Origin of the sequence: Photobacterium angustum (assembly GCF_003026365.1) — a bacterium.
Classification (GTDB): Bacteria; Pseudomonadota; Gammaproteobacteria; order Enterobacterales; family Vibrionaceae; genus Photobacterium; species Photobacterium angustum.
In genome coordinates this window covers 46,304-60,803 of record NZ_PYOM01000027.1, presented here as the reverse complement: position 1 = coordinate 60,803, position 14,500 = coordinate 46,304, and the positions used below count along the sequence as shown (strand labels likewise).

Here is a 14,500-nt window from a genome sequence, read left to right as displayed (position 1 = left end):
CAGCGTTCAATCTGAGCCATGATCAAACTCTTCAATTAAAGTTTTTGTGGTCTTTCGACCGGCTCAATGAATACTGTTAAAATACCGCTAACTAGAAGCTAGTTAGGATATTTGAATTGACTGTGCCGATATTTCTATCGTTTTGGTCACTAGTATCATTGATAAATCTTTTGACTTAACTTTTCAACGAGTGCCCACACAGATTGCATGGTCAAATTATTAAAGAACGTTAGCACAACACATCATGTTGGCTGAGGCTGCGTATACTACACCGCGCTCATTTTAAGTCAACAATTATTTTAAAATTAATTTTTAAAACCCTTGCCACACTTAACTTAAAGCATACTGCCTTATCTTTTTAAGATTGAGACAAGATTTCTGCATTAAGACTACGATTTACCCAACTTAAAAAACACTGTTTAGCTAAATTTTAAATTAGTTTTCTTTATAAACCGCTTACCTACAAGTTATGCACAGGTTGTAAATAACTTACTAACCATCCGTATTCCCTGTCGATGGAGCAGCATTATAGGGATAAGCTTATAGATAGCAATAACAAACTTGAGAATTCAAACTGAATGACAATAAAAACAACGATAAACCTCAAAAACAACACTTTTTGTACAAAACAATACGTTTTCTTCGGTTTAAAAACAAAAAAGGCATATGAGGTAACTCATATGCCTTATCGTTATTTAATAAGATTAGTCTTTTATTGAAACAATAAAAGATGGATTCAGTAATTGCTCGCGATGATAGTTTAAAGGTCGCCCTTCTAAATCGAGTACTATTGCTCCAGCACTCTCAGCAACACACTGGCCAGCAGCTGTATCCCACATCATTGTCGGTCCCAAACGCGGGTAACGTTGTGCTCGACCTTCAGCGACTAAACAGAACTTTAATGATGAACCGACTTCCGTCATCTTGTGCTCACCGATTTGTTCCAAGTAGTGATCTAACTCAGGGGAAGGATGAGAGCGACTACCAACAATAGTTGGTACTGTTGCTGCTCGTACACGAATAGGCTCACGGCCGGCTTTGGTTTCTAACCACGCCTTTTCACCATCACCTAACCATGCTTTTTCCAATGCAGGAGCATACACCACACCTAAAACAGGACGTCCTTCTTTTATTAAAGCAATGTTAACCGTGAACTCGCCATTTTTGCGAATAAACTCTTTAGTGCCATCTAATGGATCCACTAACCAAAATGTGTCCCAATTTTGTCGTTGTTGCCAATCTGTATGTGCGGACTCTTCTGAAAGAATAGGGATCTCTGGTGTTAGCTGCTGTAGTTTGGTAACGATAAGTTCATTAGCAGCAAGATCGGCATCTGTGACAGGACTGCTATCTGATTTTTGCGTGATCTGAACTTGACCATGGTAACGAGCCATAATGGCAGCACCCGCTTCTAACGCGATGCTATATATTTCGTCGAGTAACATTGCCAATCCCTTTCTCCTTCATTTATTAGCTGATGATCTGTTGTGACTTTAAATATTCAACACATTGTGCCACCAGCTTATCTATTGCATTACTACCTGCCGCTAAATGGAGCTCAGGCGATAACGGCGGTTGGTATTCAGAATCAATACCTGTAAATTGTTTGATTTCACCTGCTCGCGCTTTTTTATACAAGCCTTTCGGATCACGTTTTTCACACTCAGCAAGAGGAGTATCAACAAATACCTCAATAAATTCACCTTCAGGTAGTAAATCTCTCACTAACTGACGCTCTTCTCGATGTGGTGAAATAAAAGCACTAAGTACGATCAAACCGGCATCAGCCATTAATGTCGCGACTTCACCAATACGTCGAATATTTTCACGGCGATCTTCCGCTGAAAAACCAAGATCACGGCATAAACCATATCGAACATTGTCACCATCAAGTAAATAGGTGTGGTACCCCATTTCAGCCAGCTTATTTTCTAATGCGCCAGCTACTGTTGATTTTCCTGCACCGCTTAGGCCTGTAAACCACAACACACTCGCTTTCTGATTCTTTTGTGTTGCACGTAATTCTTTGGTTACGGTATGACGATGCCAAACAATATTCTCGTTATCATCATGCGCTTGTGGCGTGATTGTCATAACACACTCCGTTGTCTATTTATTAAAAAGGGAATAACAGTGGGATCAGGGTTAATACAACTATTGAATACACTATCGATATTGGTAATCCAATCCGAACATAATCTCGCAGCTTATAGTTACCTACGCTATAGACTAATAAGTTAGTTTGATAACCATAGGGTGAGATAAAGCTCGCACTAGCACCAAACAGTACAGCCATAATAAAAGGCATAGGATCAACGTTATAAGCTAATGCTAGGCTATAACCGATAGGAAAAGACAAAGCCGCTGCAGCATTATTTGTTACTAACTCTGTTAACACGAGCGTCAGTAAGTAAACCGCAATTAATGCCCCATAAATCCCCCAGCCATTAAATGCTTCAATCAAAGCTTCACCCATTCGCTCAGATAACCCTGTTGTGATCATCAATTTAGCCAAGGTTAGAGCCGAGCCAACAATCACAACGATATCGATAGGAAAACGTCGGCGTAACTCTGCAAATGAGATAATGCCTACTGCTACCATAACGAAAAGATAAATGGCTAGGCCTTTAATGATCGGTAATACATCTAATAAAGCGAGACTAATAACAGTCAGGAATCCCATCAGTACAGCTGCACTTTTGGTGTTATCTAAGCGAGCACTTGAATCAAGACCATTCACCAAAACAAATTCACGATCTAAGGTAGCTTTCTTTTGTTGGAATTTTTTCCCCGGTACGATAACTAATGTATCACCAGCATGCAGTTCGATATTGCCGAGTCCACCAGCAAGACGCTCATGACCACGACGTATAGCCACAACTACAGCATCAAAATTTTCTCTAAAACGGGTACTTTTTAAGGTTTTGCCACGAATTCCAGCCGAGTGGCTAATGATAACTTCCATCATCGATTGGCCATTTAGGTGATGCTGACCAAAAAGGTTTAAACCTGGAATTTCTTGGAGTGTGGTTACACTTTCTACATCACCACAAAATAATAACGTATCGCCTGACTGCAGTTTTGTATCAGGACATACAGGTGCAATGGTTTGACCGTCACGGATCAATTCAGCTAAAAATAAACGGCGTAGGGCACGCAAACCATTTTCGGCAACGGTTTTTCCTACCAATGGAGATCTAGCTTCTACACGTGCTTCAAGGAAATAAGGGAGTTGATCATCAGCATGATCATCATAACTGGGTAATAGATGACTAAGCGGGATAAGAATAACTAAACCAACAACCAATACCGCTAAACCAATCATACTCGGTGCAAAAAAGCCTAAACTAGGTAGACCCGCATCTTCAACGAAACTATTTATAATTAAGTTCGTCGATGTTCCTATTAACGTTAACGTTCCACCTAAAATAGCGGTATACGACAACGGTAATAATAATTTAGATGGTGCGTGGCGTTGGTTACGCTTAATCGCACCAATTAATGACACGACAACCGCTGTGTTATTTGTAAAAGATGATAATAATGCGGTTGATAAGCCGAGTTTTGTTACCACAGCCGTTTGGCCTCCCTGTGATATTTGTCGCCCAACCCAACTAATCAACCGTGTTTTTTCTAAAGCAATGGAAACAAGGATCAACAACACTAATGTCAGTAATGACGAATTAGTGAAATTGCCAGCCAATGTCGGTAAATCGATCATTCCAGACTGGTAACCAATAAATGCTGCACCTGCAAATAAGTAAGGCGGTTTTATTTTGGTTGCCAGTAAGCAGAGAATAATCACCACCAACATAGCTAAGACAATCGCTTGCTCCCATCCCATAGAATTACCCTAGCAACTTGCTAAGATCTTTAGCATCCCAGTGTGGGAAGTGCTTGCGGATCAGGGCATTTAATTCAACTTCAAATGCTGAGTATTGCGCAGTATTTTGTTTAGCATCTAATGCTTCACGTACCATACCCGCACCAACCGTCACATTCGTTAAGCGATCAATAATTATAAAACCGCCAGTATCTTTACATGCTTGATAGCTATCAACAGCAATAGCTTCATTTAAGCTCACTTCGCATACGCCAATACCATTAAGCGGTAAAGCATCAGTTTCAAACGTTTCAAGGTTATTAATATCAACTTGGTGGCGAATAGCATCAACACTACCGACCGTTTTCTTACCCGCTACTTTGATGTCGTACTGGCGACCCGTTTCTAACGCTGACTCGCCCATCCAAACAATATCAGCAAGTAAATTATTACTCAGTGGCACTGTTTCATCAGCAGCCACTAACGTATCACCACGGCTAATATCAATTTCATCAGCCAAGGTTACTGTTACCGCTAAACCCGGTGTTGCAACTTCTAAATCACCATCAAATGTTACGATGCGATCAACGGTCGAGGTTTTACCCGATGGTAACGCACGTACTTTTTGACCCACTCGTAATTCACCTGAGGCTAATGTGCCAGCGAAACCACGGAAATCAAGATTTGGACGATTCACATATTGCACAGGGAAACGTAGATCTGTCGACGCTTGATCTTGAGTAAGATCCACTTTTTCAAGCAACGTCAGTAATGAATCACCGTCATACCAAGGCGTTTGATCGCTAAGGCCAACAACGTTATCCCCTTCTAATGCTGATAACGGCACTAAGCTAATGTTGATATCACTGTTCAGTTTTTTCGAGAACGCTAAATATTCTTCACGGATTGAATCAAAACGCGCTTGGTCAAATCCCACTAAGTCCATTTTGTTAATCGCAACAATAAAGTGACGAATACCCAATAGACTTGCAATGTAAGAGTGACGACGAGTTTGATCCAATACGCCTTTACGCGCATCAATCAAGATCACCGCGACATCACAGGTCGATGCTCCTGTTGCCATGTTACGGGTGTACTGCTCATGCCCTGGTGTATCGGCAATGATGAACTTACGCGCTTTGGTTGAGAAATAACGGTAAGCAACATCAATCGTGATCCCTTGCTCACGCTCAGCCTGCAATCCATCAACCAATAACGCTAGGTCAGGCTTATCGCCTGTTGTACCGACTTTTTGACTGTCGGTATGAATTGCCGCTAATTGATCTTCATAAATTTGGTGAGAGTCATGCAGTAGTCGACCAATTAAAGTACTTTTACCGTCATCTACTGAGCCACAGGTTAAAAATCGCAGTAGAGATTTATTATGGTGTTGGTCAAGATAAGCTTCGATACCGAGCTCAGCGACCTGTTGTTCAATCACGCTATTCATTATTCTCTCCTTAGAAGTAACCTTGGCGTTTTTTCAATTCCATTGAACCCGACTGATCATGGTCAATCGCTCGACCTTGTCGTTCACTCGATGTAGCCACCAGCATTTCTTCAATGATGCCCGGTAGTGTATCGGCTGTAGATTCAATCGCTCCCGTTAGTGGGTAACAACCTAAGGTTCTAAAGCGCACACTCTTTTGTTCGATTTTCTCACCCGGTTGAAGCTCCATACGCTCATCATCAACCATGATCAGCATGCCGTCACGATCAACCACAGGGCGTACTTCAGATAGGTACAGTGGAACAATCTCGATACCTTCTAAATAGATGTACTGCCAGATATCAAGCTCAGTCCAGTTTGAAAGAGGGAAAACACGAATGCTCTCGCCCTTGTTGATTTGACCGTTGTAAGTCTTCCATAACTCAGGACGCTGATTTTTCGGATCCCAAGTGTGGTTCTTGTCACGGAATGAATAGACACGCTCTTTTGCACGTGATTTTTCTTCATCACGACGTGCGCCACCAAAAGCGGCATCAAAACCATACTTGTCCAGTGCCTGCTTTAGACCCTGAGTTTTCATAATATCGGTGTGCTTTGACGAACCGTGCGTGAATGGGCCAACGCCCATTGCGAGACCTTCAGGGTTCTTATGTACCAATAAATCAAAGCCGTATTTTTCTGCTGTACGATCACGGAAATCGATCATCTCGCGGAATTTCCAATCGGTATCAACGTGCAGCAATGGGAACGGGATCTTACCCGGATAGAATGCTTTACGTGCTAGGTGTAACATTACCGATGAATCTTTACCGATAGAGTACATCATTACCGGATTATCAAACTCAGCCGCTACTTCACGGATAATGTGGATACTTTCCGCTTCTAACTGCTTGAGGTGGGTTAAACGTTTCGGGTCCATCTCTCTCTCCATACTATGCCAGCTTAACTACCGCATCTTGCTGCTGTAGCGACTGTTCCTGTTTTGTGAACCAATCTAATTTCGTCGATAGATTAACTACCTCTCCTACTACTATCAGCGATGGAGAAGCAGCATGTTTTGCTAATTCAGCCAGCTCGCTTAGCTGACCTTTTAAAACTTTTTGGGTTTTCTGGGTGCCACGTTCAATAATGGCGATAGGGGTATCAGCACCACGACCGTGCTCTAACAGCTGTTGCTGAATATGACTCGATTTCATCAAGCCCATATAAATCACTAAGGTTTGTTTTCCACGCGCAAGTGTTAACCAATCCAAAGTATCGCCATCAGGCTTTAAATGCCCCGTTACAAACATGGCGGTTTGGGCGTAATCACGGTGAGTTAATGGAATGCCAGCATAGGCAGTAGCACCTGCTGCAGCCGTTATACCCGGTACAACTTGGAATGGAATATCCGCATCAAATAGCACTTCAAGCTCTTCACCACCACGACCAAACACAAATGGGTCGCCACCTTTTAATCGCACCACTCGTTTGCCTTGCTGGGCGTAGTGAACAATTAATCGATTGATTTCTTCTTGAGGGACACTATGAAAACCGGCTTTTTTACCCACGCATACTAATTCGGCATCACGGCGGACTAAGTCCATCACTTCATCAGACACCAAGTAGTCATACAGCACGACATCAGCTTGCTGCATCAGCTGTAATGCACGAAGGGTCAATAAGCCTGCATCACCTGGGCCTGCGCCAATTAATGCAACTTGTCCTTGCGGTGGTGCTTGTTGAGTCAATGCCACCAGCTCTTGCTCTGCTTCTTGTTCACGTCCCGATGCCACTAAGTCACCAAAACGTCCGTTGAAGGCTTGCTCCCAAAAATAACGACGAGCAGAAAATGAAGAGACGGTTTGTGATAAACGCTGACGGAAGTTACCTGCAATCGTCGCCATACGTCCTAAGTGTTGTGGTAATAACGCTTCAAGCTTTTCACGTAATAAACGAGCCAGTACTGGCGCCTTACCTGATGACGAGATCGCGACAATGATGGGTGAACGATCAACAATAGAGGGAATAATAAAACTGCAACGCTGAGTATCATCAACGACATTGACTAATACTTGGCGTTGATTGGCCGATTGATAGACCAGAGCATTAATCGCTTTACGCTCAGTTGCGGCAATGGCTAAGAAAATACCATCAAGATCTGATGGTGAAAAATGTTCACCGACCAATTTGATCTGTTGAGAAGCTAATGCAGCAGTAAAGTCAGCATTTAAACGTGGTGCGATAACACGAACATCTGCACCTGCTTTTAGTAGCATACGGGTTTTACGCCACGCGCTATCACCACCACCGACAACCAAACATGGTCGGCGCTTTAAATCTGCAAAAATTGGCAAGTAATCCATCATTAGCCCTCTTTTTAATCCCTAGATGCACTATAGAGGGGGCTTGATATTACTTGAAATTCTAAAATTTCATTTTTTATTCCAAAAAGTTTAGCCACAACATGCAGACAACACTTAATGACAAGATGCAGCGACTTACACTATAGATAATGCATTCTATAGTGATAAATCTCACGATTAAGGCAAACGATAGCGCAGAGCACAGCAAATAAAAGCTTATGTTATGCCTTTTATGTCTAGATTATGACGAATCACTCTTCTATTAAGACGAGAAAAACGGCGTAATTTTCGATCTCGCTAACAATTGATCAAAAAAAACGAGATAGAGAGCACAATAGTGCGACATAGATAACAGCCTTTCTCAGTACATTTGATACCTTACGCCAGCTTTCTTTGCCTACCCGTTTGGAGATATTCATGAAGTTATCAGCTAAGCCTTTATCAATCGCGATATTAGGCGGTTTACTTACGCTTGCAGGTCCAGCAACAGCAGACACCATCAAACTACGTATTTTAGAAACTACGGATATCCATACTAATGTAATGGATTACGATTACTACAAAGATGCGCCAACCGAGAAAACAGGCTTAGTACGTACTGCAACGTTAGTAGAAAAAGCTCGTGGCGAAGTCACCAATAGTGTCTTAGTTGATAACGGTGATTTACTGCAAGGTAGCCCAATGGGTGACTACATGGCAGCAAAAGGGATCAAGCATGGTGAAGTTCACCCTGTTTATAAAGTCATGAACCAACTTGATTACGATGTTGGTAATATTGGTAACCACGAATTCAACTATGGCTTAGATTTCCTTGATACCAGCATTGAAGGTGCTGACTTCCCTTACATCAATGCCAACGTCTATGACTTAAAAACAGGTAAGAACTTATTCTCTCCTTATCTGATCAAAGAATACACATTTAAAGATAACAACGGTAATAACCAACAAGTGAAGATTGGTTATATCGGTTTTGTTCCGCCACAAATCATGGTGTGGGATAAGAAGAACCTAGAAGGTAAGGTAGAAGCCAAAGATATTAAGCAAACTGCTGAGAAATTCATTCCACAAATGAAAGCAGAAGGCGCTGATATTATTGTCGCAATCCCACACTCAGGCGTTTCAACCGATCCACATAAAGTGGGTGCTGAAAACTCGGTATACTATTTAACGCAAGTTGAAGGTATTGACGCGATTGCATTCGGTCACTCACACTCGGTTTTCCCAAGCAAAGAGTTTGCAAATCTACCAGGTGCTGATATTGAAAAAGGGACCATTAATGGTATTCCAGCAGTAATGCCGGGACGCTGGGGCGATCATGTTGGCATCATGGATTTAGTATTAGATAAAGAGGGGAACAGCTGGAAAGTTACCTCTGCTCAAACTGAAGCTCGCCCTATTTTTGATAAAGCAACGCAAAAACCCATTGTTGATGCTGATCCTAAATTAGTAGCGGCGGTTAAAGTTGATCACAACGCGACCCGTGATTTCGTTAATCAGCCAATTGGTAAAGCAAGTGACGTTATGTACAGCTACTTAGCACTGGTACAAGACGATCCAACCGTGCAAATCGTAAACCTTGCACAAAAAGATTATGTTGAACGCTTTATTCAAGGTGATCCCGATCTCGATGGTATTCCAGTACTTTCAGCAGCCGCACCATTTAAAGCTGGCGGTCGTGGTAACGATGCAACCAACTTTACTGAAGTTGAATCAGGTCAACTGACTTTCCGTAACGCGGCTGACTTATACTTGTACCCAAATACCCTTGTTGCGATGAAAGTAACAGGTAAAGAAGTGAAAGAGTGGCTGGAATGTTCTGCAGGCCAATTTAATCAAATTGATGTCAACAGTGATAAGCCACAAGGCTTGATCAACTGGGATGGTTTCCGTACTTATAACTTCGATGTGATTGATGGCGTCACTTACAACATCGATATTTCACAACCGGCGAAATACGACGGTGAATGTAAAGTTATTAACCCAACAGCAAGTCGTATTAAAGATCTTAGCTTTAACGGCAAAGCTGTAAAAGACGATCAGAAATTCATCATCGCAACCAATAACTACCGTGCTTACAGTGGTAAATTTGCCGGTACTGGCGAGAAGTTTGTTGCCTTTGCTGCACCAGATGAAAACCGTACCGTTCTTTCTGACTACATTAGCCGTGTAAGTAAAGAGAAAGGTCAAGTAGTACCAAGTGCAGATAACAACTGGCACTTCACGCCACTAAAAAGTGATAAGAAATTAGATATTCGCTTTGAAACAGCCAATAGTGAAAAAGCGGCGAAGTTCATTAAAGACAAAGGTCAGTACCCAATGACCAAAGTTGAAACAACGCCAACTGGCTTTGCGATTTACCAATTGGATTTACAACACGCGAAATAATCGTCGCAATAAAGTAAGCTAGATACCGCAGCTGGTCTGCGGTATTTTTTTATGATTAAAAAGAGAGTCGTCATGAAGCCTTCCGCACAACTTTCTCAACTCGCCGAATTTCTTCAACAATTTGGCGCCGAGCAAACTACGATTGATGAAGCATTAAGCCAAGCACAAGTATTAGCGTTACCCACTCGTCATATACTGCTTCATCAAGGGCAACAAGCAGAGCAGTTCTACTTCTTACTTAATGGGATTTGCCATGCTTGCTATCTCACTGACAGTGGTAAGCAATTCAGTAAAGAGTTCTACTGGGATCAAGATACCTTGATTGGCTTTGAAGCGCTGATCACTCAATCACCTTCACCTTTTCTCTTAGAAACCTTGTCTGCTAGCGAGCTCATTGCCCTACCTATTGAGCTAATTGAAACTTGGCGTTCACAAGGGTTAGCGCTATATCAACACTTATTAGAACGTCAGTTAGTATTTAAAGAAAACAAAGAACGCTTCATGTTGATGTACAGCCCTGAAGAGCGATATCAGCTATTCACCCAAAGTTTTGCAGAGCTCAACGTTAAACTCACGGACTATCAAATTGCCTCATACCTTGGAATCACCCCAATCAGCCTCAGCCGAATAAAAAAAAGACAAAACGAGCCACAATAATGAAACGATATTAACAATGGTTAATGAGGCAGTGAAAAACGCAGGTTACTATGAGGGTGACTTTGACTATCACAGAAAAAGAGAACACGTGATGATTACTTGGCAATGCCTTTCTTTTGCACAACTGACGACCCACCAGCTTTATGACGCACTAAAGCTACGCGCTGATATTTTTGTGGTAGAGCAAGACTGCGTTTACCCTGATCTTGACGATAATGATCGTGCTGATGATGTTTACCATTTATTAGGCTATCAAGATGGCAAACTGATCGCCTACCTTCGCCTACTCAATGCAGGACTCACTTACGACAATGTCAGTATTGGTCGAGTTGTTACGGCACAAGAAACACGTGGAAGCGGTATCGGTCATCAACTACTCAAACAAGGACTCGAAAACGCCGCTCGCATTTGGCCTAATGCGACCATCGAGATTGGAGCGCAAGAGCACTTGATCGGCTTTTACTCTCAGTACGGTTTTAAACAAACCTCTGATATGTACCTTGAAGACGGCATTCCACATGTTGATATGGTGCTAACACAAGGCGATAACTAATGAAGCAAACTGCCGTGTCATTGGGGATCCTATTACTGATATTCGGTAATTTATCCGCTTCTCTGTCTGATGTCGCAGTTAAATTACTCAATGGCGAAGTCCATCCCTTGCAATACATGTTTCTTCGCCAAGTAATAAGTTTAATTATTATTTTGCCTTTTTGGTTGTCCCAGACTAAACCGCAACGTGAGGTAGGTAGTTGGAAGATCAATACCATCCGTGCTTATTTAGTATTAGCGGGAAGCTCAATGTTGTTAGTGGCGCTGACATATTTGCCCCTCGCGACGGCCAATGCATTATTTTATGCCGCTCCCTTATTGATGATCCCACTTTCAATAGTGCTATTAGGTGAATACCCTACAAAAGGGAAAGTCATTGCGACAGCAATTGGATTTATCGGTATTTTAATTGTTTTACGTCCTACCCAATTTCACTGGGCTGCAATTGCTGCACTGGGTACTGCAACCACATTAGCACTCTACAATGTATTAGTACGTAAACTGCCACAATCACAAACCGTATCATCAACGCTCTTTTGGACAAGTGTATTATCACTGCCTGTAGCGACCCCTTTGGCATGGTACTTCTGGCAACCAATCTCACTTGAAAACCTTGGGCTTATTGCTGCCAGTGCGCTATTTACCTTAGGCTATCAAGGGTGTGTGGTATTGGCATATCGTCAAAGTGAAACCCATAAAATTGGGTTAGCAGAATATTCAGGGCTTATTTTTGTCGCCCTCTTTGGTTGGATTTGGTTTAACGAAAGTTTAGATACCTTAACGCTTATCGGTATTTTATTGATCGTTCTACCTATGATGCCAAGGCCCAAACGAAAAAAATTCACCACTCAGATCGACATACAGTGATGAAATAGTAACGTCTGCGGTAACACATAAAAAGAAAGAACAAAAAAGCCCACTTAGGTTATAAGTGGGCTTTTTCATATTTATTTCATCAAGAGTTATTTACGATAATAACTACCGTTACTGCTTCGATAATAAGCCGCTGAAATACCATTACCTTCAATCTTCAAACCATCTATTTGGCCATTGCTATTTACACGATATTTTAGCGTTTGACCGGCCTGTACATTACTGATCGGCTTACCCGCACCTTCAATATTGGCAATTTTGTATAAATCCGATAACGGTAACGAGCGATCTCTAAACACATTCGCTAAGGTTTCACCGGCTGGAACTTTATAACTGACCCATTGCCCAGCATCGCTTGATGCAACCTTGGTCGTGTTTGCTGTCGTTGTTGTATTAGTTGTTTTCGGTTTATCCGTCGCTTTGGTTACCACCGCCGCTTCTTTTGACAGATCAACGGTATACGCCTTACCGCCATCTAACGGATAAATTTTCTGAATCATCGGTTTCTTTTCAGGTGCCGGACCATTATCTTCCGTTCCCCCAATTGCTTTCATCTTGCTGTCTTCACGAATATCTGCCGTGTCTAAGACAATATCTGTACGCTTACGAGTTACAGTATTTGATGATGTCGTTCCTGTTTTCCCTACCGCTTGAGTAGTACTCGTTGAACCGCCAAGGTTAAGAGAGATATTACGACGAACACCACTATCAGCATTTTGTTCTTGTTCTAATTGTTTCGGTGATGGCAACATTAATACAGCGACAAAAATAGGCACAAGGATCATCAGTGCCCTTCGATGAAAACGTGGAAAATGTGTCCATGTATAACAAATTCCTACTTTAATCTGACGACATTTGTCAAAGAGCCCTGACAAACTAAAATTGACTGATGATCGTTTTGACGCATGTTTTGTTCTCGAACGGCGTTTGGCCTGTCCCATATACAGCACTCCAGAGCTTCATATGTCACGCAATTTGCGAATAATGATTACAAATATTTACCCATGAGTTTACCCATGAGGGGCGAAACTGTTATCCTGCTTGCTTTAATTCATTCTACATTAAGAGATGACGATAATGTCTGACGTTAAACTAGATACAGTTGAGACTAAAGCAAGTTACGGTATTGGTCTACAAATGGGCCAACAACTAGCACAAAGCGGTCTTGAAGGCCTAAACGTAGCAGCAATTGCGAAAGGTATCGCAGCTTCTCTTGCTGGCGAAATGCCAGAAATCGAAGTTGATGAAATCAACAATGCACTACGTGAACTTCACACTGCAGCAGACGCTGCACGTCAAGAGCAAGCTAAACTAGCTGCTGCTGAAGGCGAAGCATTCCTAGCTGAAAACGCAAAGCGTGCAGAAGTTACAGTAACTGATTCTGGTCTTCAATACGAAGTACTAGTTGAAGGTAACGGCGAAATCCCAACTTCTGACAAGCAAGTACGTGTTCATTACCACGGTATGCTAACAGACGGCACTGTTTTTGACAGCTCTGTTTCTCGCGGTCAACCTGCTGAATTCCCTGTAACTGGCGTTATCGCTGGTTGGGTTGAAGCACTACAAATGATGCCTGTAGGTTCTAAGTGGAAACTATCTATTCCACAAAACCTAGCATACGGTGAGCGCGGCGCAGGTGCTGCAATTCCTCCATATGCAGCACTAGTATTTGAAGTTGAGCTACTAGATATCCTATAAGATATTGCTCTCTTCTTAAAAACGGCGCTCCGGCGCCGTTTTTTTATGGTCAAAAAATACGCTCTATTCTCTCAAATTAATAAATCCTGCTAGTTAAATCGTCAGCTATCGTGTTTTATAAATAAAATGTATTACAAAAATAAATATCTACACTAGGATAGATAATAGTTAAATTAAGGAGAACCCCATGGAAAAGCGTCATATCTTAACTACACTGACCGCCGTTGCTTTATTATCATCAAGTGCAATGAGCCATGCATTCAGCCTATCTGATGTCGCAAGTGCTTTTGGGGGAGAAAAAAGTGATCAAGTTGCTACACAGATTGCAGAAAACCCATTAACAAAAGCACTCGTATCTGATCTTGGTGTAAAACCAGAACAAGCGGCAGGCGGTGCTGGTGCATTACTGGCAATGGCAACCAGTGAGCTAACAGGCCCACAAGGTAAAGAGTTAACTCAATTAATTCCAGGCGCAGAAAAGCTAACAGACTCATTACCACTCGGTTTAGGCCAGCTATTAGGCAGTAAAGAAAATATCGATAAAGTCTTTTCTTTATTAGGTATGAAACCTGAAATGGTTAACCAATTCGTACCTGTTGTTACGCAATTTTTAGGTGAACAAGGCGCAAGTAATGAACTTCTTGGTGCCCTTTCTAACATTTGGTCACCTGCCGCACCTGTTGCCACAAAATAATTTGTTACTGCTCAAAGCATCGA

The 14,500-nt window shown here is 42.1% G+C and carries 13 protein-coding genes; 6 read left to right on the top strand and 7 right to left on the bottom strand.

All coding sequences use genetic code 11. The features are described 5' to 3' along the window. Nucleotides 1-704: 704 nt before the first annotated feature. From cysQ to cysG, 6 genes are read right to left on the bottom strand one after another with little or no spacing between them, the layout of a single operon-like run. Nucleotides 705-1,445, bottom strand: coding sequence for a 3'(2'),5'-bisphosphate nucleotidase CysQ (gene cysQ, locus CTN01_RS21185; protein WP_173425493.1), 741 nt, complete (start codon nucleotides 1,443-1,445; stop codon nucleotides 705-707). Nucleotides 1,446-1,470: 25 nt separating this feature from the next. Beyond that, nucleotides 1,471-2,094, bottom strand: coding sequence for an adenylyl-sulfate kinase (cysC, locus tag CTN01_RS21180; protein ID WP_045150530.1), 624 nt, complete (start codon nucleotides 2,092-2,094; stop codon nucleotides 1,471-1,473). A gap of 22 nt (nucleotides 2,095-2,116) precedes the next feature. Continuing rightward, on the bottom strand, nucleotides 2,117-3,844 hold the full coding sequence (locus tag CTN01_RS21175) for an SLC13 family permease (protein WP_045150529.1): 1,728 nt from the start codon (nucleotides 3,842-3,844) through the stop codon (nucleotides 2,117-2,119). A 4-nt stretch (nucleotides 3,845-3,848) separates the two neighbouring features. Beyond that, nucleotides 3,849-5,273 (bottom strand): sulfate adenylyltransferase subunit CysN, encoded by a 1,425-nt coding sequence (cysN, locus tag CTN01_RS21170; RefSeq protein ID WP_045150528.1) that lies wholly within the window; start codon nucleotides 5,271-5,273, stop codon nucleotides 3,849-3,851. Between the two features lie 10 nt (nucleotides 5,274-5,283). Continuing rightward, nucleotides 5,284-6,192, bottom strand: a complete 909-nt coding sequence (gene cysD / locus CTN01_RS21165) for a sulfate adenylyltransferase subunit CysD (RefSeq protein ID WP_005372727.1) — start codon at nucleotides 6,190-6,192, stop codon at nucleotides 5,284-5,286. Between the two features lie 13 nt (nucleotides 6,193-6,205). Continuing rightward, nucleotides 6,206-7,618: a siroheme synthase CysG gene (gene cysG / locus CTN01_RS21160; RefSeq protein WP_045150527.1), complete on the bottom strand. Its 1,413-nt coding sequence runs from the start codon at nucleotides 7,616-7,618 to the stop codon at nucleotides 6,206-6,208. Nucleotides 7,619-8,035: 417 nt separating this feature from the next. Between cysG and CTN01_RS21155 the strand changes: the two genes are divergently transcribed. The 4 genes from CTN01_RS21155 (at nucleotide 8,036) to CTN01_RS21140 (ending at nucleotide 12,079) form a co-directional block, all read left to right on the top strand. Next, nucleotides 8,036-10,003, top strand: a complete 1,968-nt coding sequence (locus CTN01_RS21155) for a bifunctional 2',3'-cyclic-nucleotide 2'-phosphodiesterase/3'-nucleotidase (protein ID WP_045150526.1) — start codon at nucleotides 8,036-8,038, stop codon at nucleotides 10,001-10,003. A 72-nt stretch (nucleotides 10,004-10,075) separates the two neighbouring features. Then, nucleotides 10,076-10,660: a Crp/Fnr family transcriptional regulator gene (locus CTN01_RS21150; protein WP_045129271.1), complete on the top strand. Its 585-nt coding sequence runs from the start codon at nucleotides 10,076-10,078 to the stop codon at nucleotides 10,658-10,660. A gap of 91 nt (nucleotides 10,661-10,751) precedes the next feature. Further along, entirely contained in the window at nucleotides 10,752-11,213 is a 462-nt protein-coding gene (locus CTN01_RS21145; RefSeq protein ID WP_039872913.1) for a GNAT family N-acetyltransferase, read from the top strand. Beyond that, nucleotides 11,213-12,079: a DMT family transporter gene (locus CTN01_RS21140; protein WP_107131400.1), complete on the top strand. Its 867-nt coding sequence runs from the start codon at nucleotides 11,213-11,215 to the stop codon at nucleotides 12,077-12,079. The genes CTN01_RS21145 and CTN01_RS21140 overlap by 1 nt, the downstream gene beginning before the upstream one ends. 95 nt (nucleotides 12,080-12,174) lie before the next feature. Here the strand turns inward: CTN01_RS21140 and CTN01_RS21135 are convergent, their stop codons facing one another. After that, nucleotides 12,175-13,026 (bottom strand): LysM-like peptidoglycan-binding domain-containing protein, encoded by an 852-nt coding sequence (locus CTN01_RS21135; protein ID WP_341844136.1) that lies wholly within the window; start codon nucleotides 13,024-13,026, stop codon nucleotides 12,175-12,177. 136 nt (nucleotides 13,027-13,162) lie between these two features. On the opposite strand from CTN01_RS21135, the gene bamJ reads away from it, so the two are divergent. Together bamJ and CTN01_RS21125 are read left to right on the top strand one after the other, a co-directional pair. Then, nucleotides 13,163-13,783: a BamJ family beta-barrel-assembly machinery protein gene (gene bamJ, locus CTN01_RS21130; protein WP_005372738.1), complete on the top strand. Its 621-nt coding sequence runs from the start codon at nucleotides 13,163-13,165 to the stop codon at nucleotides 13,781-13,783. Between the two features lie 187 nt (nucleotides 13,784-13,970). Further along, the gene (locus CTN01_RS21125) at nucleotides 13,971-14,477 is read left to right on the top strand and encodes a DUF2780 domain-containing protein (protein ID WP_005372739.1); all 507 of its coding nucleotides are present in this window, start codon (nucleotides 13,971-13,973) and stop codon (nucleotides 14,475-14,477) included. Nucleotides 14,478-14,500: the final 23 nt, after the last annotated feature.